The sequence below is a fragment of the Herbidospora sp. RD11066 genome (genome assembly GCF_054661255.1).
On the sequence record NZ_BAAGDO010000001.1, the window covers coordinates 591,842 to 615,289 of the forward strand.

Consider the following 23,448-nt stretch of genomic DNA (forward strand, 5'->3'; position numbering starts at 1 on the left):
GTGACCTGGCGGCCCCGGTGGTCGGCGGGCCTTTTCGTGGGATGCGCGTCACTGTGCATGGTCAGGGTGGGCATCGATCCGCTCGACCTTCTGTGATCCGGCTACCCGGCTGGTCGGCCAGCCTCTTCATGGGAGGCGCGTCACCGTGCATGGTCAGGGCGGACATCGACCGCTCGACCTTCTGTGATCCAGCGATCTCGGTGGTCGGCCGACCTCTTCGTGGGGAGGCGCATCACCGTGAGCCGAGAACTCTCGCCCCTTTCGAAGCGATGTCGGGTCGGAGGCAACCAGGAAGGCGATCCGAGCAGGGTGCACCCCTGTGCACGGACCGGGCCCAGCGTGGCGATTTCGCTGAGCGCCCGACCAGATAGATCTCGGACCGGCCTTTTCGGTGGAAGGGGCTGGAGATGGTCTGCTGTGGTTCGGAATCCCGGGGACCGTTCGACGCGGTGGCTGGGAATCCCGGGCCCGTTGAAGCGGTGCCTGTGGCCGGTGTTCGGGCTGGTTGATCTCTTCGTGGAAGGGCATCGGGGGGGTTGAACTGCTGTGACCTGATCTAGGGGCGAGGGCGTCGATTCGCGATGCGGTCAGTAACCCGTTAGCGTCTCCCTGTGTCGATCGAATGGGTGAACCGGGCCATCGTCGGCCTGCGTGTGTGGGGGCACGAGAACGGTGTCACGCCCGACGCCGACGAGATCAGGCTGCTGTGCGACTACGCCAGCGACTATCTGGAGGTCGGGGCGCCGGGGGACTTCCGTCCGGCCACCTTCGAGGAACTGCTGCTGGAGATCTATCCACGCAAGGTGATCACCCCGCCCGACAGCGCGCCGGGGACCGTCGCGGCGGCGCGCACGCTCGTCGACTACCTCGTCGCCACCGCGGAGATCGACGACACGACGGCCGCCGAGATGCGGGCCGCGCTCGACCGGGTCGGGCCGCTGATGCCGGCGGCGCTGGCCGACTCGTCGAAGTTCGGCATGGCCAAGAGCATTTTCAGTGTCATAGGGGCCGACACGTTCGAGCTCATCGAGCCCGGCGTCGACGACGCCGCGCCCCGGCTGGGGCAGGGGCGGAGCCTCACGCTCGACGAAGACTGTGACTGCCCGGGGTGCGCGCCGCTGCCCTCGGTGCGGCTGGCGGCGCCCGCCGAGGTCGCCAAGATGGTGCGCGAGGTGCCGCTGCTGCGCGACGCCCACACCGTCGTCGCCTGGATGGTCGACACCAGGGCCACGGCGACCACTCGTAAGGCTCTCAGGGTCAAGGACGCCAAGGAGCTGGCGGCCCGCCGGGTCGCGCGGCCCTCGGTGGCCTGGGGGCTCGCGCTGGCGCTCGGGCTGGCCGAGCTCGACGGGGTTCAGGTCAGCGCCGAGGCGGGGTTCAAAGCGCTTGAAGACCGGGCCGACGAAGACGTGCTCGACCTCTGGGTGGGGCTCGTCGAGTTCCTCGGCGAAGACCGCGGCGAGGTCACCGGGTCGGCGGTGGTCGACAAGGAGGTCTACGCCATCCACGACCTCCTCTACCGGCTCCAGGTTCCCGTGCCGGTCGAAGCGGTCGGCGACTACCTCAGCGAGGTGGCCGACGACGGGCCGGTGGGCGACCTGACCGAGGCGCTCGAAGGGCTCGCCGCCGCGGGCACCGTGGCGATCACGCTCGAAGGCCTGGTGCTGACCCCTCACGGGATGTGGGGAATCCGGGAGATGTACGCCGAGCTCGGGCTCGACGCCCCCATCGCGCCCGATCTGGCCGAGGGCGACGCGAGCGGGCTCATCGCGGGGCTGCTGTCCGACGGGTTCACCCCCGAGGGGGCCGAGCCCGACATCGTCGGCTGGCTCGGGGCGCGCTCGCCCGCAGAGGCGGCCGGAGAGCTGCTGGCGGCCGTGGTCGGGGCGCCCGCCGAGGTGCGCGGGGTGGCGGTCACCATCGTCGACCGGCTGGGGTTCGAGGCCGAGCCCGCCGTGCGGCGCTTCCTCGACGACCAGGAGCTGCGGCCCCACGTCATCCACTGGCTGACGGCCCGGCGCCTGGGGGCGCCGCCGATGACCGACGACGAGATGCTCTGGGTCAGCGTCGACATGCTCGCCCTGGCGATTCCGGCGGCCGAGGCCGATCCCGAGTCGTTCGCCGAGAACATGGCGGCCTCGGGTCCCTCGCCCGAAGTGATCGAGGACATGTGGAAAGTGGAGCATCCCGACGTCGTGCAGGTGCTTGAATTGCTCGGGCACACGTTGCCCGACCGCAACGCCGCCAAGGCCGCCAGGAAGGCCGCCTTCAAGGCTCGTTCGCGGGGCATCAGATAACTCCTGTGGAGTAAGTTGCAGGAATGCCAGGTTCAGCGATCCTCGACAGCGACGTGCTCACCTTCCCGCCGGTCGAGCTGGCGCCGGGCGACGAGCTCGCCGCTCAGGTCCGGTCGGTCCCCCTGGTTCGCGACGCCACCCGCCTCGCCGCCTGGACCGGCACCCGGCCCGTCGGCGACGACCACACCCTGCTCCCGGGGGATGTCGCCCAGGTCGTCCGGGAACTGGGCCTGAAGGCCGACCGGCTGAGGTTGCTGTGGATCGTGGCGGTCAACGGGCGGCTGATCGAGATCACCTCCGAGGGGGCGCGGCCGGGGCCCGGGTTCCGCGACACGATGGAGTTCTGGGACGGCGTCGTGATGGACGTCCTCGACCGCACCGACGAACACGGCCTGACCGGGTCGAAGGTGGTCGACGAGCACCTGACCGAGATCCTGGCCACGATGTACTCCGTGCGTGAGGGCATGTCGGTGCCGCTGCTCACCACCGGGATCCTCCAGGCCCATGAGGTCGGCTGCGAGGCCGGGCTCCACGAGCTGCGGCGGCTGCGCCTGGTGCTGCCGGCCGAACTGGCCGCCGCGATGGAGCTGCTGGCCTACTGCGGGCTGATCGAGCGCGCCGGGGCCGACTCTGTGCGGCTGACCCCGATCGGGGTGTGGGCGGTGCGCCGCGACCTGCTGCGTGAGGGGCACGACGCCCCGTCGCTGAGCGAGATCGAGGGCCTGGCCCTGCTGACCGCCGGTGAGCTGATCGACGCCCTGATCGCCGGGAAGGCGTCGGCGAGCGCGGCCAGTCTGTGGCTGGAGCGGCGGGCGCCCGAGGAGGCGGCCCGCGACCTCATCAAGATCGCCGCGACCGGCAACGCCGCCCAGCGCGGCACCGCCGGGACCATCCTGGAGGAGCTCGGCCCCGAGGCCTCTCCCGCCGTGCGCGAGGCGCTCGACGAACCGCTGATGTGGCGTTACGCCGCCGCCTGGCTGGGCGTGCGCGACTTCGACGCCCCGGCCCTCGGCGAGACCGACGGCGCCTGGGTGGCCGTCGACACCCTCGCCGCCCTGCTCTACCTGGGCGCCCCGGCCAAGGGCGGCGACCTCGACGTGCTGGGCGACGACCTGCTCAACCTGGTGCCCGCCATGGGCGGCGCCGACCACCCCGACGCCCTGGCCGTGCTGGAGCTCCTGGGCCAGCACCACCCCGACGTGGTGGTCGCCAAGGCGGCCCGCAAGACCGCGATGAAGACGCGGTCGCGTGGATAGCGGTCGCCCCTAAACTGGAGCGATCCCTAGTCCAAGGAGCCTTTGGTGGCAGTTCAGCCGATCCGCCTGTTCGGCGACCCCGTGTTGCGCACTCCGGCGGAGCCGGTCACGACCTTCGACAAGGAACTGCGCAAGCTGGTCAAGGATCTCACCGACACGATGATGGACGCCCCGGGCGCCGGCCTCGCCGCCCCCCAGATCGGCGTCGGGCTCCGGGTCTTCACCTACAACATCGACGACGTCGTCGGCCACCTGGTGAACCCCGTCCTCGATCTCGGTGAGGAATGCGACGAAGACGGCGACGAGGGCTGCCTGTCCTTCCCCGGTCTCGCGTTCCCGACGCCGCGCGCGATCCGCGCGGTCGCCAAGGGCTTCGACATGCACGGCGAGCCGGTCACCATCGAGGGCACCGACCTGATGGCCCGCTGCCTCCAGCACGAGACCGACCACCTCGACGGCATCCTGTTCATCGACCGCATGGACGCCGCGCAGCGCAAGCTCGCCATGAAGGCCGTCCGGGAGGCCGAGTGGAGCGGGCTGGCGCCCGTCGTGCGGTTCTCGCCGCACGCCACCGGCGGGAGGGCCATCTAGTGCGTCTCGTCTTCGCGGGCACCCCCGAGACCGCGCTGCCGTCGTTGCGGGCACTGCTGGCTTCGAGCCACGAGGTGGTGGCCGTGGTGACCCGGCCCGACGCCCAGGCGGGGCGCGGCCGGAAGCTGCACCCCAGCCCGGTCGCCGAGCTCGCCGAAGAGGCGGGCGTCGAGGTGCTGAAGCCCGCGAAGGCCGGTGACCCCGCGTTCCTCGACCGGCTGCGGGAGATCGCCCCCGACTGCTGCCCGGTGGTCGCCTACGGGGCGCTGCTGCCGCAGGCGGCGCTCGACATCCCGGCCCACGGCTGGGTCAACCTGCACTTCTCGCTGCTGCCCGCGTGGCGCGGCGCGGCCCCGGTCCAGCACGCCGTCCTGCACGGCGACGAGATCACCGGCGCGGCCACCTTCCGGATCGTCAAGGAGCTCGACGCCGGGCCCGTCTTCGGCGTGGTCACCGAGGAGATCCGGCCGACCGACACCAGCGGCGAACTGCTGGAGCGGCTGTCCATCTCGGGCGCCGGGCTGCTGGCCGCCACGATCGACGGCATCGCCGACGGCTCCCTCGAAGCCCGGCAGCAGCCCGCGCAGGGCGTCAGCCTGGCGCCGAAGATCGCGGTCGACGACGCCCGGGTCGACTGGACCGCCCCCGCGCTGCGGGTCGACCGCCTCATCCGGGCCTGTACGCCCAATCCCGGCGCCTGGACCGAGTTCAGAGGTCACCGGCTCAAGCTGGGTGCCGTCAACCCGGCCCCCGACGCCGAGAAGCTGGCGCCGGGAGAGCTGCGCGTCCAGAAGAATCGGGTATGGGCCGGCACGGCGAGCCATCCGGTGCTTCTCGGCGAGGTCAAAGCCGAGGGGAAGAAGCCGATGACGGCGGGCGATTGGGCCCGCGGTGCCCGAATCGGGGAAGGCGACCACCTCAGCTGAGCTAGGCTGAATGATCGCTCGCCACCACCAACCAAAGGCAACCGCCAGATGACGAACCGGGGCAACAACCCCTCAGGACGGCCCCGCTCCACCGGTCGGCGCGGTGGCCCCCCGAGGCCCCCCAAGCCCGTCCGTGACGAGGCAAGAAACGCGGCCTACGACCTGATGAGGGCCGTCGACGAGCGCGACGCCTACGCCAATCTCCTGCTGCCGCAGATGTTGCGGCAGCGTGACATCTCCGGCCGCGACGCCGCCCTCGCGACCGAGCTGGCCTACGGCACGCTGCGCGGGCTCGGCACCTACGACGAGGTGATCGCCGCGTGCAGCGACCGCCCACCGGAGGAGATCGACCCGCCGCTCCTCGACGCCATGCGCCTGGGCGTCCACCAGCTGCTGCGCACCCGCATCCCGGCCCACGCGGCCGTCAGCGCCACGATCGACCTGGTCCGGCTGCGCGTCGGCCAGGGTCCTTCGCGGTTCGCCAACGCGATCCTGCGCAAGGTCAGCCAGCGGTCGCTCGACGAGTGGCTGAAGGCCGTCGCGCCGCCGGTCGAAGACGACCCGATCGGCCATCTGGCCATCACCTACAGCCACCCGAAGTGGATCGTCACCGCGCTGCGCGACGCCATCGGCGGGTCGGTCGACGAGACCGCCAAGGTGCTGGAGGCCGACAACGAGCGGCCCCGTGTCGCCCTGGTGGCGCGTCCCGGCCGGGCGACCATCGACGAACTCGTCGACGCCGGCGCCGAGCCCGCCCCCTACTCGCCCTACGGCGCCTACCTGACCGAGGGCGACCCCGGCCAGCTCAAGGCCATCGGCGAGCAGCGCGCGGCGGTGCAAGACGAGGCGAGCCAGCTCGTCGCCCTGGCGCTCACCCGGGTGCCGCTCGACGACCGCGACGGCACCTGGCTCGACATGTGCGCGGGCCCCGGCGGCAAGGCGGGCCTGCTCGACGCCATCGCCACCCAGACCGGCGCCCGCCTGCTCGCGGGCGACGCGCAGGAACACCGGGCCCGGCTGGCCTGGCAGGCGACCAAGGAGGCCACCGTCGTGGTGGCCGACGGCACCAACCCGCCCTGGCGGGAGGGCGTGTTCGACCGGGTCCTGCTCGACGCCCCGTGCACCGGGCTGGGGGCGCTGCGGCGCCGTCCCGAGGCCCGCTGGCGGCGTGACCAGCGGGGCATCCCCGAGCTGACCGCGCTCCAGCGCACGCTGCTGCGGTCGGCGCTGCGGGCCGTCCGGCCGGGTGGCGTGGTCGCCTATGTGACCTGCTCGCCGCACATCGCCGAGACGCGGGCGGTCGTGGGCGACATGGGCGAGCTGGCCGAGACGCTCGACGCCCGCTCGTTCCTGCCCGAGGTCCCGGGCCTGGGCGACGGCCCCTATGCCCAGTTCTGGCCGCACCGCCACGGCACCGACGCCATGTTCCTGGCCCTGCTCAAACGTCGCGGCGCCTGAACAGCGCGAAGGCCACCAGCAGCACCAGGACCGTGTAGCCCGCGAAGACGCCGAAGCCCTGCCACGGAGGCAGGGTGATCGGCGTCTCGCGGGTGGTCAGGATCGCGCTCCCGGCGGCCGGGGGCAGGAACTTCTGGACGGTCCGCCCCCAGTCCTCCGGCAGGAACACCCCGAAGATCGGCGCCACGAACAGCACCCCGAGCACCGACGTGATCGCCCCGGCGGTGTGCCGCACGATCGCCCCCGCGCCGAGCGAGATCAGCGCGATGAGCGTCAGGTAGAGCCCGCCGCCGGTCACCGCGCGCAGCACCTCCGGGTCGCCGATCCCGACGCCGAGCCGCCGCATGGAGAAGATCGCCTGCGAGGCGAAGAACGCCAGGAACGACGAGATCAGCCCCACGACCAGCGCGATCACCGCGAGAACGACGGCCTTGGCCGCCAGCAGCCGGGAGCGCCGGGGGACCGCCGACAGCGAGGTCCGCATCAGCCCCGACGAGAACTCCGTCGACACGGCCAGCACCCCGAGCACGCCCAGGGTGATCACCCCGAAGTTCAGCCCGGCCAGCCCGTAGGCGACCGGGTCGAAGGCCAGTCGCGCCCTGATGCCGAGCCGGTCGTAGGAGAGCGTGTACGCCAGCGCCAGCAGCGACGACAGCCCCACGGTCACCACGACGGTCGCGAACACGCTCCACAGGGTCGACCGGACCGTCCAGAACTTGATCCACTCTCCGCCCACCGCCCGCGCGAAGCGCATCAGACGCCTCCGTGGAACTCGGTGCTCTCGGCCGTCAGGCGCAGGAACGCGTCCTCCAGCGACGGCTGGACCTGGGCGAGTTCGTGCACTCTGAGACCGGCCTGGTAGAGCAGGTCGCCGACGTCGGCGAGGGTCACGCCGTACACGAGGACGGTGCCGTCGTCGGTGGCGGCGGCGCGCCACTCCTGTGCGGCGATGAGCCGGCCGAGGGCCGCCCGTTCGGGGGAGCGGACCCGCACGTGGCTGGTGGTGTTGGCGGAGATGAAGTCGTCCATCGAGGTGTCGGCCAGGATCCGGCCGCGGCCGATGACGATCAGGTGCCCGGCCGTGACGGCCATCTCCGACATGAGGTGGCTGGAGACGAAGACGGTCCGGCCCTCGGCGGCGAGTGACTGCATCAGCCGCCGGATCCACAGGATGCCCTCGGGGTCGAGCCCGTTGACCGGCTCGTCGAACATGAGCGTGCCGGGGTCGCCGAGCAGGGCGGCGGCGATGCCGAGCCGCTGGCCCATGCCGAGCGAGTAGCCCTTCGCGCGTTTGCCCGCGACGTCGGTCAGGCCGACGATGTCCAGCACCTCGCCGACCCGCCGTTTCGGGATGCCGTTGGTGCGGGCCAGGAACCGCAGGTGGTGGTACGCCGACCGCCCGCCGTGCCAGGCCTTGGCCTCCAGCAGCGCGCCGACCTCGCGCAGCGGCGCGGGCAGGGCGCGGTAGGGGCGGCCGTTGACGGTGACCGTGCCGGAGGTGGCCCGGTCGAGGCCGAGGACCAGCCGCATCGCGGTCGACTTCCCGGCTCCGTTGGGGCCGAGGAAGCCCGTCACCACACCCGGCCGGACCGTGAAGTCGGCGTGGTCGAGGGCGGTCTTCCCGCCGTAGACCTTGGTCAGGCCGGCTGCGCTGATCATGGTTCGAGGGTAGTTTGCGCAGATCATCCGCAGGTTCATGAGGGGACAAAACCTTGCCGCGTAGACTGCGGCGTCATGGCCGTACAGATCTCGCCCAGCATTTTGTCCGCCGACTTCTCCCGCCTGGCCGATGAGGCCGCCCGCGTCGCCGGCACCGCCGACTGGCTCCACGTCGACGTGATGGACAACCACTTCGTGCCCAACCTGACCCTCGGGCTGCCCGTGGTGGAGTCGCTGCTGAAGGCGGTCACGACCCCCGTCGACTGCCACCTCATGATCGAAGACCCCGACCGCTGGGCGCTCGGCTACGCCGAGGCGGGCGCGGGGAGCGTGACCATCCACGCCGAGGCGGCCAAGGCGCCGGTGCGCACTCTGCGCGCGATCCGCCAGAAGGGCGCGCGGGCCGGGTTCGCGCTCAACCCGGCGACGGCCGTCGACTCCTACGACGACCTGCTGCCCGAGATCGACATGCTGCTGCTGATGACCGTGGAGCCCGGCTTCGGTGGTCAGCGGTTCATCGACGGCGTGCTGCCCAAGATCCGCCGGGCCCGCCAGCTCATCTCCAAGCACGGCATGGAGATCTGGATCCAGGTCGACGGCGGTGTGGCCGACGACACCATCGAGCGCTGCGCCGAGGCGGGCGCCGACGTCTTCGTGGCCGGGAACGCCGTCTACGGCCGCGACGACCCCGCGGCGGCGGTCCAGGCTCTTCGTGCCCTGGCCGAGGGGGCGTAGCGTGAGCCCATGGACCCAACTGGCCTGTTCGGGCCCGGTTCGGTCACCTGGCGGGTGATGGCGGAGCCGGTCCTCTTCGTGGGCGGCTTCCGGGCCCTGCTGCTGCAGGGCCTCCATCCCCGGGCGATGCGCGGGGTGATCCAGAACTCGGCGCTACTCGACCCCTCCGAGGCGTGGGGGCGGTTCCTGCGCACGACCGAGTTCGTCCGGGTCCGCACCTACGGCACCGCCGAGGAGGTCGACAAGGCCGCCGCCCGGGTCCGCAAGATCCACGCGACCCTGACCGCCTACGACCCCGACGTCGGCGACCGCTACCACCTCGACGAGCCCGACGCCCTGCGCTGGGTCCACGTCGGGGAGGTCGACTCCTACCTGTCCACGGCCCGCCGGTCCGGGATCCCCCTGACCGACGAGGAGGCCGATCTCTTCGTGTACGAATGGCGCCGCGCCGCAGAGGTCGTCGGCCTCTCACCCGACGACGTGCCGCACTCGGTGGGCGAGATGCGCGACTACATCGAAGGGGAGCGGCCGAAACTCCGGTTCGTCCCCGAGGCGCCCAACCCGCTGCTGATGTCGCTCAACCCGCCGCTCCCGGCCCGGCTGACCCTGATCAAGCCGATCTTCCCGTGGATCACCGCCGTCGCCTTCGCCAGCCTGCCCCGATGGGCCCGCCGCCTCTACGGCCTGCCCGCCACCCCCGTCGAGGACCTCTGGGCGACGATGACGCTGCGCACCGTCCGCACCGGGCTGAACGCCGTCCCGAGGGCACTGCGACCGGCGCCACATTGACGCCGCCCGGAACCCTCGTGGCAGACTGGGAATAACTTGCGTAGGCAACAGCCTTTACGCTGAGCAAAGAAAGCATTGCGTGCTCCGGGGTCGGTGAAAGTCCGAACCGGCGGTGACAGTCCGCGACCCGGCCGAATCCATCGGCCGGTTGACCTGGTGGAATTCCAGGACCGACGGTGAAAGTCCGGATGGGAGGCAGCACGCGCGGGCGACCCTTCATGGGTTCGTCCGTTTTTGGGCGCTTCCATGCCCATGCCCCGGAGCCCTGACATGGGAAGGGACCGGGGTGGACGACCACTTCATGCGCCGGGCGATCGACCTGGCCGCGCGCGGCCTGGGCACGACGAGCCCGAATCCCGTGGTCGGCTGCGTGATCGTGAAGAACGGCTCCGTCGTCGGTGAGGGCTTCCACGCCTCGGCCGGCGGGCCGCACGCCGAGGTCTGGGCGCTCCAGGAGGCCGGTGAGCTGGCCGAGGGCGCGACCGCCTACGTGACGCTCGAACCCTGCGACCACCACGGCCGCACCGGCCCCTGCTCCGAGGCGCTGCTCAAGGCGGGCGTCGAGCGCGTCGTCGTCGCGGTGCCCGACCCCAATCCCGTCGCGGCCGGTGGCGCGAACCGGCTCCGCCGTGCGGGGGTCGTGGTCGAGACCGGGCTCCTGCGGGCGGAGGCGGAGCGGGGGAACGCCCACTGGCTGACGTCCACGCGGAAGAGGCGGCCGTTCGTCACGTGGAAGTTCGCCGCGACCCTCGACGGCCGGTCGGCCGCCCAAGACGGCACCAGTCAGTGGATCACCTCGCCGGAGGCCCGTGCCGACGTGCACCGGCTGCGCGGGCAGCACGACGCGATCATGGCGGGCATCGGGACCGTGCTGGCCGACGATCCCCACCTCACGGTCCGGCCTCAGACGGCCAGGCCTCTGCGGGTGGTGGTCGACAGCGAAGGTCGTACACCACCGAATGCGAAGGTGCTCGACGGTGCCGCGCCGACGCTGCTCGCCGTCGGGGTCGAGGTCCCTTTCCAGAATTCTGTACGCATCCCGCGCGGTCCCCACGGCCTCGACCTGCCCGCGCTGCTGGCCGAGCTCCACTCCCGCCGGATTGTCAGCGTCTTCCTCGAAGGCGGCCCCACCCTCGCCGGGACTTTCCTGCGCACCGGTCTGGTTGACCGGGTCGTCGCCTACCTGGCGCCCGCGTTCCTCGGCTCGGGGTCCACCGCCCTGGCCGACGCCGGGGTGGCGACCATCGATGGCATCCACCGGTGGGAGTTCGAAGACGTCGTCCCCATTGGCCCGGACCTGCGGATCACCGCGCGGCCGGCACCCCCGAAGGAGAACTGATCATGTTCACCGGAATCGTCGAGGAACTCGGCGAGGTCGTCACCGTCGACCCGCTCCCGCAGGCCGCCCGGCTGGCCTTCCGGGGCGCCCTCGTGACCGAGGACGCCAAGCACGGCGACTCGATCGCCGTGAACGGGGTCTGCCTGACCGTCGTCGAGGTCACGGGCGACGTCTTCACCGTGGACGTCATGAAGGAGACCCTCGACCGCAGCAGCCTCGGCGCGTTGACCGCCGGCTCCCCGGTGAACCTGGAGCGCGCGGTCCGCGCCGACCAGCGGCTCGGCGGCCACATCGTGCAGGGTCACGTCGACGGCACCGGCTTGATCGTCAAGCGCGAGCCCGATGAGCACTGGGAGGTCGTGACGATCTCCCTGCCCGCCGACCTGGCCCGCTACGTGGTGCACAAGGGCTCGATCACCGTCGACGGGGTGTCGCTGACCGTCGCGTCGGTGTCCGACGAGGAGTTCACCGTCAGCCTGATCCCCACCACGCTCGCGCTGACCACTCTCGGCCGGAAGGTCGCCGGTGACCCGGTGAACCTGGAGGCCGACGTCATAGCCAAGTACGTGGAGAAGCTGGTCGTGCGATGAACGCGAGCTTCGAGGTCCTCGGGACGACCGTCCTGTGGACCGACCTCATCGGCAACATCCTGGCCCTGGCCACGGTCGTGTTCGCCATCCGACGGTCGCTCTGGACCTGGCCGGTCCAGCTCACGGCGTCGATCCTGCTGCTGGCCGCCTCGGTCAACGCCGGGCTGACCGGCAACGCGCTGAAGCAGGTCCTCTTCGGCGTCCTGGCGATCTACGGCTGGGTGCGCTGGAGGAGCCAGGGCGAGCAGCTCGACGTACGGCCCGCCACCTTGGCCGAGCGGCTGTTCCTGGCCGGGACGGTCGTCGTCGGCACGGCCCTGGTCGGCTGGTTCTTCTTCGTCACCGGGCTCTCGTGGGGCGCGCACGCGCCGCTGCCCGAGGGCTACTTCCTGGTGGCGGCCGACGCCTACATCTTCGTCGGCAGCGCGGTCGCGACCTGGGCCCAGGGCAGGGCGCTGACCGACTTCTGGCTCGTCTGGATCGCCGTCGACCTCGTCGGGGTGCCGCTGGCCTTCCGGTCGGGGCTCGTCGTCTCCGGTGCGGTGTACGCGGTGTTCTTCGTCCTGGTCATCACCGGATTCATGAATTGGCGCAAGCAGGAGGTCGTGGCGGTATGAGTGACATCAGGCTCGATCCGATCGAACGGGCCATCGCCGACATCCGCGACGGCAAGCCGGTCGTGGTGGTCGACAACGAGAACCGTGAGAACGAGGGTGACCTCATCTTCGCCGCGTCGAAAGCCACGCTTCAGACGCTGGCCTTCACGATCCGGCACACTTCCGGTGTCATCTGCGTCGGCATGCGCGGCGAGGATCTCGACCGGCTGGGGCTGCCGTTGATGGTGCACGACAACCGGGAGCGCATGCGGACGGCGTACACGATCAGTGTCGACGCCCGCGACGGGGTCACCACCGGCATCAGCGCCGCCGACCGGGCGCGCACGATCCGCACGCTCGCCGACTCGGCCACCGAGCCGTTCGAGCTGGTCAGGCCCGGCCACATCTTCCCGCTGCGGGCCCGCGACGGCGGCGTGCTGGTGCGGCCGGGGCACACCGAGGCGGCGGTCGACCTGGCCCGCCTGGCCGGGCTCACCCCGGCGGGCGCGCTGGCCGAGGTCGTCAACGACGACGGCACCATGGCCCGCCTGCCCGAGCTGCGGGTGTTCGCCGACGAGCACGACCTCGCGCTGGTCTCCATCGAGCAGCTCATCGAGTTCCGCCGCCGCACCGAGCGCGTCGTGACCCGGGTCGCCGAGACCGTGGTGCCCAACCGCTACGGCGTGTGGAAGGCCTTCGGCTACAGCAGCTCCCTCGACGGCGGCGAGCACATCGCGCTCGTCTACGGCGACCTCGACGACGGCGAGAACGTGCTGGTCCGCGCCCACTCCGAGTGCATGACCGGCGACGTGCTCGGCTCGCTGCGCTGCGACTGCGGCGTGCAGCTCGACCACGCCATGGAGGCCATCGCCGCGGAAGGACGCGGTGTGGTGGTCTACCTGCGCGGCCACGAGGGCCGGGGCATCGGCCTGCTCGCCAAGCTGCGCGCCTACGCCCTCCAGGACGCCGGCAGCGACACCGTCGACGCCAATCTGGAGCTCGGCCTGCCGGTCGACGCCCGCGAGTTCTCCAACGCCGGGCAGATGCTCGGCGACCTGGGCGTGAAGTCGGTTCGCCTGCTCACCAACAATCCCGCCAAAATGCGGGGGATGGACGGTTACGGCATCAAGGTGCTCGGCCGGGAACCGATGCCCGTGGCAGTCAACCCGTTCAACGAGAAGTACCTGTACGCCAAGCGTGACCGTCTCGGTCACGAGATCCCTGAGGAGTGAAGATGAGCGGTGCCGGACGTCCGGAGATCTGGCCGGTCGAGGCGGAGGGCCTGACGGTGGGCATCGTCGCGGCCAAGTGGCACGAGAAGATCACCGACCAGCTCGTCGAGCGGGCGCTCGCGGCGGCCAAGGAGTGCGGCGCCACGGCGACCGTGGTCCGGGTCGCCGGATCGCTGGAGATCCCCGTCGTGGCGCAGGCGCTCGCCCGCACCCACGACGCCGTGGTCGCGCTGGGCGCGGTCATCCGCGGCAAGACGGCCCACTTCGAGTACGTCTGCGAGTCGGTGACCAGCGGCCTCACCCGCGTGGCCCTCGACGAGTCGACCCCGGTTGGCAACGGCGTGCTGACGTGTGACAGCGTCCACCAGGCCGTCGAGCGGTCGGGCCTGCCCGGCTCGAAGGAGGACAAGGGCTACGAGTCGACGATCGCGGCGCTGGAGGTGGCGGTCCTGCTGCGCGGGCTCACCGCCGGATCACGCTAACGTTCGGTCTCATGTTCCCGAGTGTCCCCGCGCCCTCCCTCCCCGTCGTCTGGCGCCCGAAAAGGGCCCGCGTCGTGGCCTACACGCTCGCGGCGATCATGGTGGGGGGCGCGCTGATCCTGGCGGTCGTGCTGCCCGAGCAGTTCCACCTGCCCGACCGCATCGGGGTGTTCGTCTTCGGCGGCGCCGTCGCCTTCATCCTCCACCTGCTGGGCCGCCTGCGGGTGGAGGCCGACGACGACGGCGTGACGGTGGTCAACGCGGTGCGGGTCCACCACTACGAGTGGGCCGAGATCCTCGGCGTCTCGATGCCCGACGCCGAGCCCTGGCCCCGCCTCGACCTCGCCGACGGCAACGTGGTGGGCGCGATGGGCATCCAGGGCTCGGAGAAGGCGCGCGCGGCGCGAGCGGTGGCCGAACTGAACGCGTTGATAAAGATCAAGAGCGAGGCGCCCGACCACTGAAAAGGCGGGGCCGACGGCCCCGCCTTCTTCGAACGGACTACGCGGCCTTCTGGACGAGCCCTCTGCGCCGCAGCTCCGGCAGCACGCCCTCGCCGAACCAGTAGGCCTCCTCCAGGTGCGGGTAGCCCGACAGGATGAACTCCGACGCCCCGTGGGCGGCGTACTCCTCCAGCAGGTCGGCCACCTCCGAGTGGCTGCCCACCAGCGCGGTTCCGGCGCCGCCGCGCACCAGGCCCACCCCCGCCCACAGGCCCGGGTGGATCTCCAGGTCGCGGGCCTTGCCGCTCTTGAAGCCCTCGTGCAGGGCGAGCATCCGCTTCTGGCCGACCGACTCGCTCGACGACAGCAGCTTGCGGGCCTTCTCGATGTCCCCGCTCGGGATGCGCTCCAGCAGGCGACCGGCCTCCGCCCACGCCTCGGCGCTGGTGTCGCGGGTGATGACGTGGAGGCGGACGCCGTACCGCAGCGTGCGGCCCTCCTGGGCGGCCAGGTCGCGGACCCACTTGAGCTTCTCGCCGACCTGGGCCGGGGGTTCGCCCCAGGTCAGGTAGACGTCGGCGTGCCGGGCCGCCACCGGACCGGCCGCGCCGGAGGATCCGCCGAAATAGATCTCCGGCGTCGGCTCGGGCGGCGCGGCGACGCGGGCGTCGGTCACGTCGTAGTAGTTTCCGGCGAAGTCGAAGCCGCCCTGCCAGGCGCCGCGCACGACGCTCAGGAACTCGTCGGTGCGGGCGTACCGTTCGTCCTTGCTCAGGTGGTCGCCGAAGCGGGCCTGTTCGGCGGCCTCGCCGCCGGTGACCACGTTGAGCAGCAGGCGGCCGTTCGAGACGCGCTGGTAGGTCGCGGCCATCTGCGCGGCCAGGGTCGGCGACAGCAGGCCCGGCCGGAAGGCGACCAGGAACTTCAGCCGGGTCGTCAGCTGGGTCAGGGCCGCCGTGATGAGCCAGGCGTCCTCACACCAGGTGCCGGTCGGGGTCAGCACCGCCTCGAAGCCGACCTGCTCGGCCGCCTTCGCGATCTGGCCCAGGTATTCGACCGTTGGCGCGCGGTATTCGGCGTCGCCGTAGGTCCGTCCGAGGCCGTGGCCGCCGGCGACGATGGAGCGTCCGTCGCCGGTCGTCGGCAGGAACCAGTGGAACCTCACTGTGCCGCCCCCACGATGTCGTTGAACCGCTGGTCGACGAAGTCGGCGAACTTCAGCGCGCCGGGGATCAGGCCCTCCGACTGGAAGGCGTCGGCCATCTCCTGCTCCGAGGTGATCACGGCGTCGTCGATGACGATCGGCGACATGACCGCGTTGTCGACGGCCGCGTCGGCCACCGCCTGCGACAGGCCGGTCTCGGCCGACCAGACCTTGGCCCATTCGGCCTTGTGGTCGAGCGCCCACGCGCGGGCCTTGGCCATGCGGGTCAGGAAGTCGCGGATCGCGTCGGTCTTGGTGTCGACCGCCGCGGGCGCGGCGACCTGGAAGTTGAGGCCGTTGACGTAGCCGGTGCCGTCGACCAGGACCTTGGCCTTGTAGTCGAGGTTGGCCTGGGAGGTGAAGGGCTCCCAGATCGTCCAGGCGTCGATGGTGCCGCCGGAGAAGGCGGCCAGCGCGTCGGCGGGCTGGAGGTACTGCGGCTGGATGTCGGAGAAGCCCAGGCCCTCCTTCTTCAGCACCGCCAGCAGGTGGTAGTGGGCGGAGCTGCCCTTGGCCACCGCGATCTTCTTGCCCTTCAGGTCGGCCGGGCCCGCGATGGAGGATCCCTCGGGTACGACGATCGCCGCCCCCGCCACGTTCTGCTTGTAGGCCGCGACGATCTTGATCTTCGAGTTGGCCGCCGCAGCGAAGATGGGCGGCGAGTTGCCCACGCCGCCGATGTCCACGGCCCCGGCGTTGATCGCCTCCAGCATCGGCGGCCCCGAGGTGAACTGCGCGAACGTGATCTTGTACGGGGTCCCGTCGAGCAGCCCGGCCGCCTTCAGCAGTGCCTGGGAACCCGCCTTCTGGTCACCCACCCGCAGTTCGACCTGCCCGCCGGTGGCGGCGGGGGTGTCGGTCGACGGCGCGCCACACGCGGCCAGGAGCAGGACGGCGGCCACCAGTATGCGTTTCATGATCTTCCTTCGGGAGAGACGCCGAGTGCGGCGAGCAGGGTGGTGCGCAGCGCGACCAGGTCGGGATCCTCGCGGTGGCGGGGGCGGGCGGTCGTGATGGGGATGTCGTGGGCGATGCGTCCCTCGTCGAGGACGAGCACCCGGTCGGCCAGCAGCAGCGCCTCGTCGACGTCGTGGGTGACGAGCAGGACGGCGGGGCGGTGCCGGGCCCACAGCTCCAGCACGAGCTGGTGGATGGTGATCCGGGTGAGGGCGTCGAGGGCGGAGAACGGCTCGTCGAGCAGCAGCAGCTCGGGCTCCCTGACCAGGGCGCGGGCCAGGCTGGCGCGCTGGGCCTCACCGCCCGACAGGGTCAGCGGCCAGGCGTCGGACCGTTCGGTGAGCCCGACCTCGGCCAGCGCCTCCTTCGCCTTGGAGACGGGGGCGTCGAGGCCGAGGGTGATGTTGGCCAGCAGCTTCTTCCACGGCACCAGACGGGGTTCTTGAAAGGCGACCGCGACCGAACTCGTCACGTCGATCGTGCCGGTGACCTCGTCGTCGAGCCCGGCCAGCGCCCGGAGCAGGGTCGACTTGCCGGAGCCGCTGCGGCCCAGCAGGGCGGTGAACTCGCCGTCGCGCAGTTCCAGGTCGACCGAGTCGAGCACGACCCGGTCGCCGAACGCGCGCGCTACGCCAGAAAGCCGCGTCGCCATGCCAGCGCCCTCCGCTCCAGGAGTCGTACGAGAGAGTCGGTCAGCAGCCCCAGGGCGCTGTAGACGAGCAGGCCCACCACGATCACGTCGGTGCGCAGGAACTCGCGGGCGTCGTTGATCATGTAGCCGAGGCCGGTGGTCGCATTGACCTGCTCGGCCACGATCAGCGCCAGCCACGCGACCCCGAGCGCCTGCCGCAGCCCGACGAGCGTCTGGGGGAGCGCGCCCGGCAGCACGATGTGCCTGATCAGCTGGCCGCGCGACAGCCGCAGCGTCTTGGCGACCTCGGCGAGCTTGCCGTCGACGCCCCGGATGCCGGAGAAGGTGTTGAGGTAGAGGGGGAACGACACCGCGAGGGCGACCAGCAGGATCTTCGGCTCCTCGCCGATGCCGAACCAGAGGATGAACAGCGGGATCAGCCCGAAGAACGGCAGCGCGCGCAGCGCCTGCATGATCGGGTCGACCGCGTTCTCACCCGCCCGGCTCAGCCCCGCGATCGTGGCCAGCAGGATCCCCGCCAGCCCGCCGATCGCGAACCCGATCAGCACGCGCTGGAGCGAGACCCCGATCGCGGTGGGGAGGGTGCCCGCTTGGGTCAGGTCGACGGCGGTGGCCGCGATGGTGGCCGGTGCGGCCAGCAGGCGTTCGGGCAGCAGCCCCGTCACGCTGGCCAGCTGCCAGATCGCGAGCAGGGCGAGCGGGCTCAGCCAGCGATGCCACGCGGTGACGCGGCGCCGTGGCCCTTTCGGCGGGACGGCCGGTTTCTCGACCGGCCGCGCCAGCTCGACGACGGACATACGGGAACCTCGCAGAGGGCGGGGAGGAGTGGACCGCCATCAGAGTTACCCATATTTCCTACCAAGTCAATCGGTAATGTGGCGAAGCTCCCTGGCCAGGTTCTCCCGCGCCTGCCGTTCCCACAGCTCACGACCCGTTTCTGTGCCGTAGAGCGGCCCCGTGAGAAGCCTGCTCAGCACCTCACCCCGCCCCATCCGGAACAGCGGCTCGGGAACGTGGCGGTACTCCTGCCGGATCGCGGCCGCGTACACGTCGTAGGTCGCGGGGTCCTGCCCGAGCACGGCCAGATCGGCGTCGCAGAGCACCGCCGCGTTCACATCCCCTTCCGTGTACGAGTGCCTCGCCGTCACCCGCACCAGCCGCGCCACCTCCAGGACCGTCGCCCGCGTCGGTGGCGTCTCGGCGGCCGGCGGAAAAGGCGCGTCGTCGTTGCCGGCCGCTGGGTGAGGCGCCGTTGCGGGGGTGACCGGCGAGTGCGTCACGGCCGTTCCGGGGGTGGGCGCCAGGGTCAGGGCGGTCAGGCGTGACTGCGCGAGTTGGGCGCTGCGCTCCTCGTCGATGCCAGGTCGGCCGTCGTAGACGGCGTCGTGGAACCAGGCGGCCAGCCGGACCGCCCGCAGATCGTCGGCGTGGTCTTTCAACTCGTCGATCGCCGACAGGACCGCGGTCAGGTGGGTGGTCGTGTGGTAGCGGCGGTGGGGCTCGGCCCAGCGGGCGGACAGCTCCGCGTGCAGGGCGCGCCCCGCCGGGGTGTCGGGGAAATCCTGCGTCATCCGAGGGAACCTACCAAGACGGGGCGTGGCGTTTCGTCCATCGATGCCGAGATCCCCATCACTCTCCGAAGTAGCCTTGGACGGGTGGATATCGACTCCCCGGAGACCCTGCGTGGCCTCCTCGAACAGCGCGACTACCTCGCCGACACGGGCCTGGCGACGGCCGCCTTCCTGGCCCTGCGCATGGGCCGGCCGCTGTTCCTCGAAGGGGAGGCCGGCGTCGGCAAGACCGAACTCGCCAAGACCCTCGCGGGGGTCCTCGACGCCCCGCTGATCCGCCTCCAGTGCTACGAGGGACTCGACGCCGCCCAGGCCCTCTACGACTGGGATTTCGCCCGCCAGCTCCTCCACCTGAAAGCGGCCGAGGCGGCCGGGATCACCGACGTGAAAGCCCTCGAAGGCGAGATCTACGACCGGCGATTCCTCATCGCGCGGCCCTTGCTCCAGGCGATCGAATCACAACCGGCGGTCCTTCTCGTCGACGAGATCGACCGCGCCGACGACGAATTCGAGGCTTTCCTTCTGGAGGTGCTCTCGGATTTCACCATCTCCATTCCCGAACTCGGCACCATTCGCGCCTCCTCTCCGCCTTTGGTGATCCTCACCTCGAACCGCACCCGCGAAGTCCACGACGCGCTGAAAAGGCGCTGCCTCTACCACTGGCTCGACCACCCCGATTTCGACCGCGAGGTGGCGATCCTGCTGCGCCGCCTGCCGTCGTGCACGTCGGCCCTGGCCGAGCAGGTGGCCCGCGCGGCGGCCCGGCTCCGCGCCGCCGACCTGCTGAAACCGCCCGGCATCGCCGAGACCGTCGACTGGGCCGAGGCCCTGCTGACCCTGGGCGCCGACCGGCTCGACCCGGCCATGGCGGCGGCCACATTGGGGGCCGCGCTGAAATACCGCGAAGACCAGCAATCGGCCATGCGAAACGGACTTCTGGATGTCTGAAGTCGTACCGAACCTGATGGGTTTTGTTCGGACACTCCGGGCCGCCGGAGTGGCGGCCGACCACGAGCGGACCCGCGGCCTTCTCACCGCCCTGGAGAATCTGAATATCGGGAAACGGGGAGACGTCTATTGGGCCGGGCGTCTCACCCTCTGTTCCGGGCCCGATGATCTCCCGAGATATGACCGCTGTTTCGCCGCCTATTTCGATGGCCGCTCATCGCCTCGATCATCGGATCCGACTGTCACGGTCTCCCGCTACACCGCCTATCCCGACGGCGCGCCCGAAGAGCCGGGGGAGAAGACCACCGCCGCCACCGCCAGCACCCTCGAAATCCTCCGGGGCCGTGATGTCGCGACCCTCACGCCCGAGGAGCGCGCCGAGATCAACCGGCTGCTCGCCCTCATGCGGACCGCCCGAGAGCAGCGCGCCTCCCGCCGCCTGACCGCCGCCAAGCGCGGCCACCTCGACCCTCGGCGGATCGTCAGGGAGGCCATGAAGCGCGGCGGCGAACCGGCCAGGCTCAGGTTCCGCGACCGCAGGAGGAAGCCACGCCGGGTCGTGCTGCTGGTCGACGTCTCCGGCTCGATGGCCTCCTACGCCGACACCCTGCTCCGGCTCGCCCACGCCCTCACCAGGTCGGCGCCCCGGGCCACCGAGGTCTTCTCCGCCGGGACCCGGCTCACCCGGCTGACCGCGGAACTCAAGGTCAGAGACCCGGCGCTCGCCATGGACCAGGTCTCCCGGGCCATCCCCGACTGGAGTGGCGGCACCCGTCTGGGGGAGGAACTGCGGGAGTTCCTGAAACGGCCCGACGCGCGGGGCGCGATCGTGGTGATCGCCTCCGATGGGTGGGAACGTGGTGATCCATCCCTGCTCGGCGCCCAGATGGAGCGGCTGAGCCGGATGGCCCACCGGGTCATCTGGGTTAACCCCCATAAAGGGGACCCTGCCTATCGGCCGCTGACCGGGGGGATGCGAGCGGCTCTGCCGTACGTCGACGACTTGGTGGCCGGGCACAGCCTGGCCGCCTACGAGGAGCTGGCCGGGCTCCTCGCGGGAAGGAGAGCCGGACATGCGTGACATCCTGTCGCAGGTCAACCGCTGGTGGGCGGCCGACCAGGGCACGTTCGGCCTGGCCACGGTCGTGGGGACCTTCCGCAGCGCGCCCCGCCAGCCCGGCGCCGCGATGGCCGTCCTGGGCGACGAGGCGGTCGGTAGCGTCTCGGGCGGCTGCGTCGAAGGCGCCGTGTACGAACTCGCCCAAGAGGTCGTCGCCTCGGGCCGACCCGTCCTCCAGCGCTACGGCGTCAGCGACGACGACGCCTTCGCCGTGGGCCTGACCTGCGGGGGGATCATCGACATCTTCGTCGAACCGGTCTCCAGAGACGACTATCCCGAGCTGGGCGAGATCGCCGCCTCGATCGAGAAGCGGGTCCCGGTGGCGGTGGCGACCATACTGTCCGGCCCCGGGAGGGCGGGCGCGCGCCGCGTCGTGTGGAATGACCACGTCTCCGGCTCGCTGGGCTCGGCCCGGCTCGACGCCGCCGTCGACGACGACGCCCGGGGCATGCTGGCCCAGGGCGCGACCGGCGTCCGCCGCTACGGCCGTTCGGGTGAGCGCCGCCTCGACGACCTCCAGGTGTTCGTCCAGTCGTTCGCGCCACCGCCGAAGATGCTGGTGTTCGGGGCGATCGACTTCGCGGCGGCGGTGGCCAGGGTCGGCAAGTTCCTCGGCTACCACGTGGTGGTCTGCGACGCCCGGCCGGTGTTCGCGACCTCCAAGCGCTTCCCCGACGCCGACGAGGTCGTGGTGAAGTGGCCGCACGACTACCTGTCCCACGCGGCGGTCGACGAACGGACCGTGATCTGCGTGCTGACCCACGACCCGAAGTTCGACGTGCCGCTGCTGGAGGTGGCGCTGCGCACCCCCGCCGCCTACGTGGGTGCGATGGGCTCCCGGCGCACCCACGACGACCGCATGGCGCGGCTGCGCGAGATCGGCCTGACCGAGGCCGAACTGTCCCGCCTGCGCTCCCCGATCGGCCTCGACCTGGGCGCCCGCACCCCCGAGGAGACCGCCGTCTCGATCGCCGCCGAGCTCATCCAGCTCCGCTGGGGCGGCTCGGGCCGCCCGCTGACCACCACCGAGGGCCGCATCCACGGGGAACTCGCATGATCACCGGCATCCTGCTGGCCGCAGGCGCGGGCCGCCGCTTCGGCCGCCCGAAGGCACTGGTCGAGTTCGAGGGCGAACGCCTGGTCGACCGGGGCGTGCGGTTGCTGGAGCGGGGCGGGTGCCATCCGGTCGTCGTCGTGCTGGGCGCCGCCTGCACTCCCGTACGAGGTGCGGTCACCGTCCTCAACCCCGAATGGCCGACCGGGATGGGCTCCTCGCTGCGCGTGGGCCTGGCGGCGGTCCCGGCCGAGTCGCTCGCCGTGGTGGTCGCCCTGGTCGACCAGCCCTTCATCCGCCCCGAGGCGATCGAACGCCTCATCGCCGCCTTCCACGGCGGGGCCGAACTGGCCGTCGCCACCTACTCCGGCAGGCAGCGCAACCCGGTGTTGATCGGGCGGGGCCACGTCGAAGCGGTGGCCGCCTCACTGGAAGGCGACGTGGGGGCGAGGCCCTACCTGAAGAAGAACAAGGAACTGGTCACCGAGGTGCCGTGCGACGACGTCGGCGACCCGGCGGACATCGACGAGCCCGGCGACCTGCCGGTCGGCTAGAACTTGAGGTCGGCGATGGCGGCGCGGTGGTCGCTGCCGGTGGCCTCGCGGACCTCGGCCAGGGTCGCGTCCATGCCCCGGTAGAGGATGTGGTCGGGCCGCGTGATCGGGAAGCCCGAGGGCCAGGTGAAGCCGAAGCCCGCGCCCGCCTCCTCCTGGGCGTCGCGCAGCGGCGGCACCAGGTTGCCCCGGTTGCGGTCGGTCGTGGCGGTGTTGAGGTCGCCGAGCAGGACGAGCCGGCGGCTCTTGTCCTTGGCGATCACCTCACCGGCCTCCTTCAGGGTCTTGTCCCGGAACGAGGTCTCACCGGGGCGGGCGGAGGCGAGGTGCATGACGTACACGGTCACGTCGCCCTTTTTGGTCTCGACGACGGCGCGCAGCGCCCTGGCCCAGCCGAGCCCCACATCGACCCGTTTCGCACCGTCGAGCCGGTATTTACTCCACAGCCCGACCGTCCCGACCTGGAAGCGGTAGGGGTAGATGCTGCTGAGCTCGTCGGCGGCCGGACCGCCGGGGGTGAGCTCCTGCACCGCGACCACGTCGCGGCCCGCGGCGGCGGCCCGCACGGCCTCGCCGGACAGCTCGTTGGCCACCCCGACGTTGAGCGTCGCCACCGTGAAGTCGCTGGGCCCGCCGGGCGGGCGGCGCAGCACGCTCGGCCCGAACATCACGCCCCACACGAGGGCCGGGGCCAGCGCCGCCACGACGGCCCCGCGCGACCGGGCCACCGCCGCCAGCGCGACCAGCGGGACGATCGCCACCCCGAGCCACGGCAGGCCGCTCTCCAGAACCGGCGTCACCCCGCCCAGCTCGGGCAACAGCCGGTGCCCCGCGAGAATCGCCGCGAGCAGCACCGCGAACACCGACACCACACGAGCCAGCAAGATCCCTCCCCTGCCGGGAAAGTGTACGGCTCCCCTTATACGGAGGACGTGAGCCGACCTGTACCCTCGGAGATCCGTACTACCCGAACAACATTCGGTCGAGGAGGATCC

General features: G+C 71.3%; 25 protein-coding genes and 1 riboswitch. Of the genes, 17 read left to right on the plus strand and 8 right to left on the minus strand.

Annotation, left to right across the window (positions count from 1 at the left end; translation table 11 throughout):
- Positions 1-611: 611 nt before the first annotated feature.
- From ACYQ78_RS02720 to ACYQ78_RS02740, 5 genes are read left to right on the plus strand one after another with little or no spacing between them, the layout of a single operon-like run.
- Positions 612-2,297 carry a hypothetical protein gene (locus ACYQ78_RS02720; RefSeq protein ID WP_459799035.1) on the plus strand — a complete coding sequence of 562 codons (1,686 nt, stop codon included), beginning with the start codon at positions 612-614 and terminating at the stop codon, positions 2,295-2,297.
- A gap of 23 nt (positions 2,298-2,320) precedes the next feature.
- The gene (locus ACYQ78_RS02725) at positions 2,321-3,553 is read left to right on the plus strand and encodes a hypothetical protein (RefSeq protein ID WP_459799036.1); all 1,233 of its coding nucleotides are present in this window, start codon (positions 2,321-2,323) and stop codon (positions 3,551-3,553) included.
- Between the two features lie 45 nt (positions 3,554-3,598).
- Entirely contained in the window at positions 3,599-4,144 is a 546-nt protein-coding gene (def, locus tag ACYQ78_RS02730) for a peptide deformylase (RefSeq protein ID WP_459799037.1), read from the plus strand.
- Positions 4,144-5,070: a methionyl-tRNA formyltransferase gene (gene fmt / locus ACYQ78_RS02735; RefSeq protein ID WP_459799038.1), complete on the plus strand. Its 927-nt coding sequence runs from the start codon at positions 4,144-4,146 to the stop codon at positions 5,068-5,070. Before def ends, fmt begins: the two co-directional genes overlap by 1 nt.
- Before the next feature lie 48 nt (positions 5,071-5,118).
- Positions 5,119-6,528, plus strand: coding sequence for an RsmB/NOP family class I SAM-dependent RNA methyltransferase (locus ACYQ78_RS02740; protein ID WP_459799039.1), 1,410 nt, complete (start codon positions 5,119-5,121; stop codon positions 6,526-6,528).
- Here the strand turns inward: ACYQ78_RS02740 and ACYQ78_RS02745 are convergent.
- On the minus strand, positions 6,509-7,282 hold the full coding sequence (locus tag ACYQ78_RS02745; protein ID WP_459799040.1) for an ABC transporter permease subunit: 774 nt from the start codon (positions 7,280-7,282) through the stop codon (positions 6,509-6,511). The genes ACYQ78_RS02740 and ACYQ78_RS02745 overlap by 20 nt on opposite strands.
- Positions 7,282-8,187 carry an ATP-binding cassette domain-containing protein gene (locus ACYQ78_RS02750; RefSeq protein WP_459799041.1) on the minus strand — a complete coding sequence of 302 codons (906 nt, stop codon included), beginning with the start codon at positions 8,185-8,187 and terminating at the stop codon, positions 7,282-7,284. The genes ACYQ78_RS02745 and ACYQ78_RS02750 overlap by 1 nt, the downstream gene beginning before the upstream one ends.
- A gap of 75 nt (positions 8,188-8,262) precedes the next feature.
- Between ACYQ78_RS02750 and rpe the strand changes: the two genes are divergently transcribed.
- From rpe to ACYQ78_RS02790, 8 genes are all read left to right on the plus strand, one after another.
- Positions 8,263-8,922 (plus strand): ribulose-phosphate 3-epimerase, encoded by a 660-nt coding sequence (rpe, locus tag ACYQ78_RS02755; protein WP_459799042.1) that lies wholly within the window; start codon positions 8,263-8,265, stop codon positions 8,920-8,922.
- Between the two features lie 9 nt (positions 8,923-8,931).
- Complete coding sequence (locus ACYQ78_RS02760) at positions 8,932-9,711, plus strand: oxygenase MpaB family protein (RefSeq protein ID WP_459799043.1); 780 nt, start codon at positions 8,932-8,934, stop codon at positions 9,709-9,711.
- A 75-nt stretch (positions 9,712-9,786) separates the two neighbouring features.
- Positions 9,787-9,917: riboswitch (FMN riboswitch) on the plus strand.
- 80 nt (positions 9,918-9,997) lie between these two features.
- Positions 9,998-11,050, plus strand: coding sequence for a bifunctional diaminohydroxyphosphoribosylaminopyrimidine deaminase/5-amino-6-(5-phosphoribosylamino)uracil reductase RibD (ribD, locus tag ACYQ78_RS02765; RefSeq protein WP_459799044.1), 1,053 nt, complete (start codon positions 9,998-10,000; stop codon positions 11,048-11,050).
- A 2-nt stretch (positions 11,051-11,052) separates the two neighbouring features.
- Positions 11,053-11,640, plus strand: a complete 588-nt coding sequence (locus ACYQ78_RS02770) for a riboflavin synthase (RefSeq protein ID WP_459799045.1) — start codon at positions 11,053-11,055, stop codon at positions 11,638-11,640.
- Positions 11,637-12,257 carry a nicotinamide mononucleotide transporter family protein gene (locus ACYQ78_RS02775; protein WP_459799046.1) on the plus strand — a complete coding sequence of 207 codons (621 nt, stop codon included), beginning with the start codon at positions 11,637-11,639 and terminating at the stop codon, positions 12,255-12,257. The genes ACYQ78_RS02770 and ACYQ78_RS02775 overlap by 4 nt, the downstream gene beginning before the upstream one ends.
- Positions 12,254-13,468 carry a bifunctional 3,4-dihydroxy-2-butanone-4-phosphate synthase/GTP cyclohydrolase II gene (locus ACYQ78_RS02780; protein WP_459799047.1) on the plus strand — a complete coding sequence of 405 codons (1,215 nt, stop codon included), beginning with the start codon at positions 12,254-12,256 and terminating at the stop codon, positions 13,466-13,468. The genes ACYQ78_RS02775 and ACYQ78_RS02780 overlap by 4 nt, the downstream gene beginning before the upstream one ends.
- 2 nt (positions 13,469-13,470) lie before the next feature.
- Complete coding sequence (ribH, locus tag ACYQ78_RS02785) at positions 13,471-13,950, plus strand: 6,7-dimethyl-8-ribityllumazine synthase (RefSeq protein WP_459799048.1); 480 nt, start codon at positions 13,471-13,473, stop codon at positions 13,948-13,950.
- 11 nt (positions 13,951-13,961) lie between these two features.
- Positions 13,962-14,414 carry a PH domain-containing protein gene (locus tag ACYQ78_RS02790; protein WP_459799049.1) on the plus strand — a complete coding sequence of 151 codons (453 nt, stop codon included), beginning with the start codon at positions 13,962-13,964 and terminating at the stop codon, positions 14,412-14,414.
- Between the two features lie 37 nt (positions 14,415-14,451).
- On the opposite strand, the gene ACYQ78_RS02795 is transcribed toward ACYQ78_RS02790, so the two are convergent.
- The 5 genes from ACYQ78_RS02795 to ACYQ78_RS02815 form a co-directional block, all read right to left on the minus strand.
- Entirely contained in the window at positions 14,452-15,558 is a 1,107-nt protein-coding gene (locus tag ACYQ78_RS02795; protein WP_459799050.1) for an LLM class flavin-dependent oxidoreductase, read from the minus strand.
- A complete protein-coding gene (locus tag ACYQ78_RS02800; RefSeq protein WP_459799051.1) occupies positions 15,555-16,514 on the minus strand; it encodes an ABC transporter substrate-binding protein in 960 nt (319 codons plus the stop codon). The genes ACYQ78_RS02795 and ACYQ78_RS02800 overlap by 4 nt, the downstream gene beginning before the upstream one ends.
- A complete protein-coding gene (locus ACYQ78_RS02805; RefSeq protein ID WP_459799052.1) occupies positions 16,511-17,206 on the minus strand; it encodes an ABC transporter ATP-binding protein in 696 nt (231 codons plus the stop codon). Before ACYQ78_RS02805 ends, ACYQ78_RS02800 begins: the two co-directional genes overlap by 4 nt.
- Positions 17,182-18,003, minus strand: coding sequence for an ABC transporter permease (locus tag ACYQ78_RS02810; RefSeq protein ID WP_459799053.1), 822 nt, complete (start codon positions 18,001-18,003; stop codon positions 17,182-17,184). Before ACYQ78_RS02810 ends, ACYQ78_RS02805 begins: the two co-directional genes overlap by 25 nt.
- A gap of 66 nt (positions 18,004-18,069) precedes the next feature.
- Entirely contained in the window at positions 18,070-18,777 is a 708-nt protein-coding gene (locus ACYQ78_RS02815) for an HD domain-containing protein (protein ID WP_459799054.1), read from the minus strand.
- 84 nt (positions 18,778-18,861) lie between these two features.
- Between ACYQ78_RS02815 and ACYQ78_RS02820 the strand changes: the two genes are divergently transcribed.
- From ACYQ78_RS02820 to ACYQ78_RS02835, 4 genes are read left to right on the plus strand one after another with little or no spacing between them, the layout of a single operon-like run.
- Positions 18,862-19,725: an AAA family ATPase gene (locus ACYQ78_RS02820; protein ID WP_459799055.1), complete on the plus strand. Its 864-nt coding sequence runs from the start codon at positions 18,862-18,864 to the stop codon at positions 19,723-19,725.
- Complete coding sequence (locus ACYQ78_RS02825) at positions 19,718-20,806, plus strand: vWA domain-containing protein (RefSeq protein WP_459799056.1); 1,089 nt, start codon at positions 19,718-19,720, stop codon at positions 20,804-20,806. Before ACYQ78_RS02820 ends, ACYQ78_RS02825 begins: the two co-directional genes overlap by 8 nt.
- A complete protein-coding gene (locus ACYQ78_RS02830; RefSeq protein WP_459799057.1) occupies positions 20,799-21,902 on the plus strand; it encodes an XdhC family protein in 1,104 nt (367 codons plus the stop codon). Before ACYQ78_RS02825 ends, ACYQ78_RS02830 begins: the two co-directional genes overlap by 8 nt.
- The gene (locus tag ACYQ78_RS02835) at positions 21,899-22,453 is read left to right on the plus strand and encodes a nucleotidyltransferase family protein (protein ID WP_459799058.1); all 555 of its coding nucleotides are present in this window, start codon (positions 21,899-21,901) and stop codon (positions 22,451-22,453) included. Before ACYQ78_RS02830 ends, ACYQ78_RS02835 begins: the two co-directional genes overlap by 4 nt.
- Here the strand turns inward: ACYQ78_RS02835 and ACYQ78_RS02840 are convergent.
- Entirely contained in the window at positions 22,450-23,337 is an 888-nt protein-coding gene (locus ACYQ78_RS02840) for an endonuclease/exonuclease/phosphatase family protein (protein WP_459799059.1), read from the minus strand. The genes ACYQ78_RS02835 and ACYQ78_RS02840 overlap by 4 nt on opposite strands.
- Positions 23,338-23,448: the final 111 nt, after the last annotated feature.

Coding starts and splice junctions, on each gene's coding strand:
- ACYQ78_RS02725 (WP_459799036.1), top strand. CDS start 2,321: ATGCCAGGTTCAGCGATCCTCGACAGCGACGTGCTCACCTTCCCGCCG.
- ACYQ78_RS02740 (WP_459799039.1), top strand. CDS start 5,119: ATGACGAACCGGGGCAACAACCCCTCAGGACGGCCCCGCTCCACCGGT.
- ACYQ78_RS02745 (WP_459799040.1), bottom strand. CDS start 7,282: ATGCGCTTCGCGCGGGCGGTGGGCGGAGAGTGGATCAAGTTCTGGACG.
- ACYQ78_RS02750 (WP_459799041.1), bottom strand. CDS start 8,187: ATGATCAGCGCAGCCGGCCTGACCAAGGTCTACGGCGGGAAGACCGCC.
- rpe (WP_459799042.1), top strand. CDS start 8,263: ATGGCCGTACAGATCTCGCCCAGCATTTTGTCCGCCGACTTCTCCCGC.
- ACYQ78_RS02760 (WP_459799043.1), top strand. CDS start 8,932: ATGGACCCAACTGGCCTGTTCGGGCCCGGTTCGGTCACCTGGCGGGTG.
- ACYQ78_RS02770 (WP_459799045.1), top strand. CDS start 11,053: ATGTTCACCGGAATCGTCGAGGAACTCGGCGAGGTCGTCACCGTCGAC.
- ACYQ78_RS02775 (WP_459799046.1), top strand. CDS start 11,637: ATGAACGCGAGCTTCGAGGTCCTCGGGACGACCGTCCTGTGGACCGAC.
- ACYQ78_RS02780 (WP_459799047.1), top strand. CDS start 12,254: ATGAGTGACATCAGGCTCGATCCGATCGAACGGGCCATCGCCGACATC.
- ribH (WP_459799048.1), top strand. CDS start 13,471: ATGAGCGGTGCCGGACGTCCGGAGATCTGGCCGGTCGAGGCGGAGGGC.
- ACYQ78_RS02790 (WP_459799049.1), top strand. CDS start 13,962: ATGTTCCCGAGTGTCCCCGCGCCCTCCCTCCCCGTCGTCTGGCGCCCG.
- ACYQ78_RS02800 (WP_459799051.1), bottom strand. CDS start 16,514: ATGAAACGCATACTGGTGGCCGCCGTCCTGCTCCTGGCCGCGTGTGGC.
- ACYQ78_RS02805 (WP_459799052.1), bottom strand. CDS start 17,206: ATGGCGACGCGGCTTTCTGGCGTAGCGCGCGCGTTCGGCGACCGGGTC.
- ACYQ78_RS02810 (WP_459799053.1), bottom strand. CDS start 18,003: ATGTCCGTCGTCGAGCTGGCGCGGCCGGTCGAGAAACCGGCCGTCCCG.
- ACYQ78_RS02815 (WP_459799054.1), bottom strand. CDS start 18,777: ATGACGCAGGATTTCCCCGACACCCCGGCGGGGCGCGCCCTGCACGCG.
- ACYQ78_RS02825 (WP_459799056.1), top strand. CDS start 19,718: ATGTCTGAAGTCGTACCGAACCTGATGGGTTTTGTTCGGACACTCCGG.
- ACYQ78_RS02830 (WP_459799057.1), top strand. CDS start 20,799: ATGCGTGACATCCTGTCGCAGGTCAACCGCTGGTGGGCGGCCGACCAG.
- ACYQ78_RS02835 (WP_459799058.1), top strand. CDS start 21,899: ATGATCACCGGCATCCTGCTGGCCGCAGGCGCGGGCCGCCGCTTCGGC.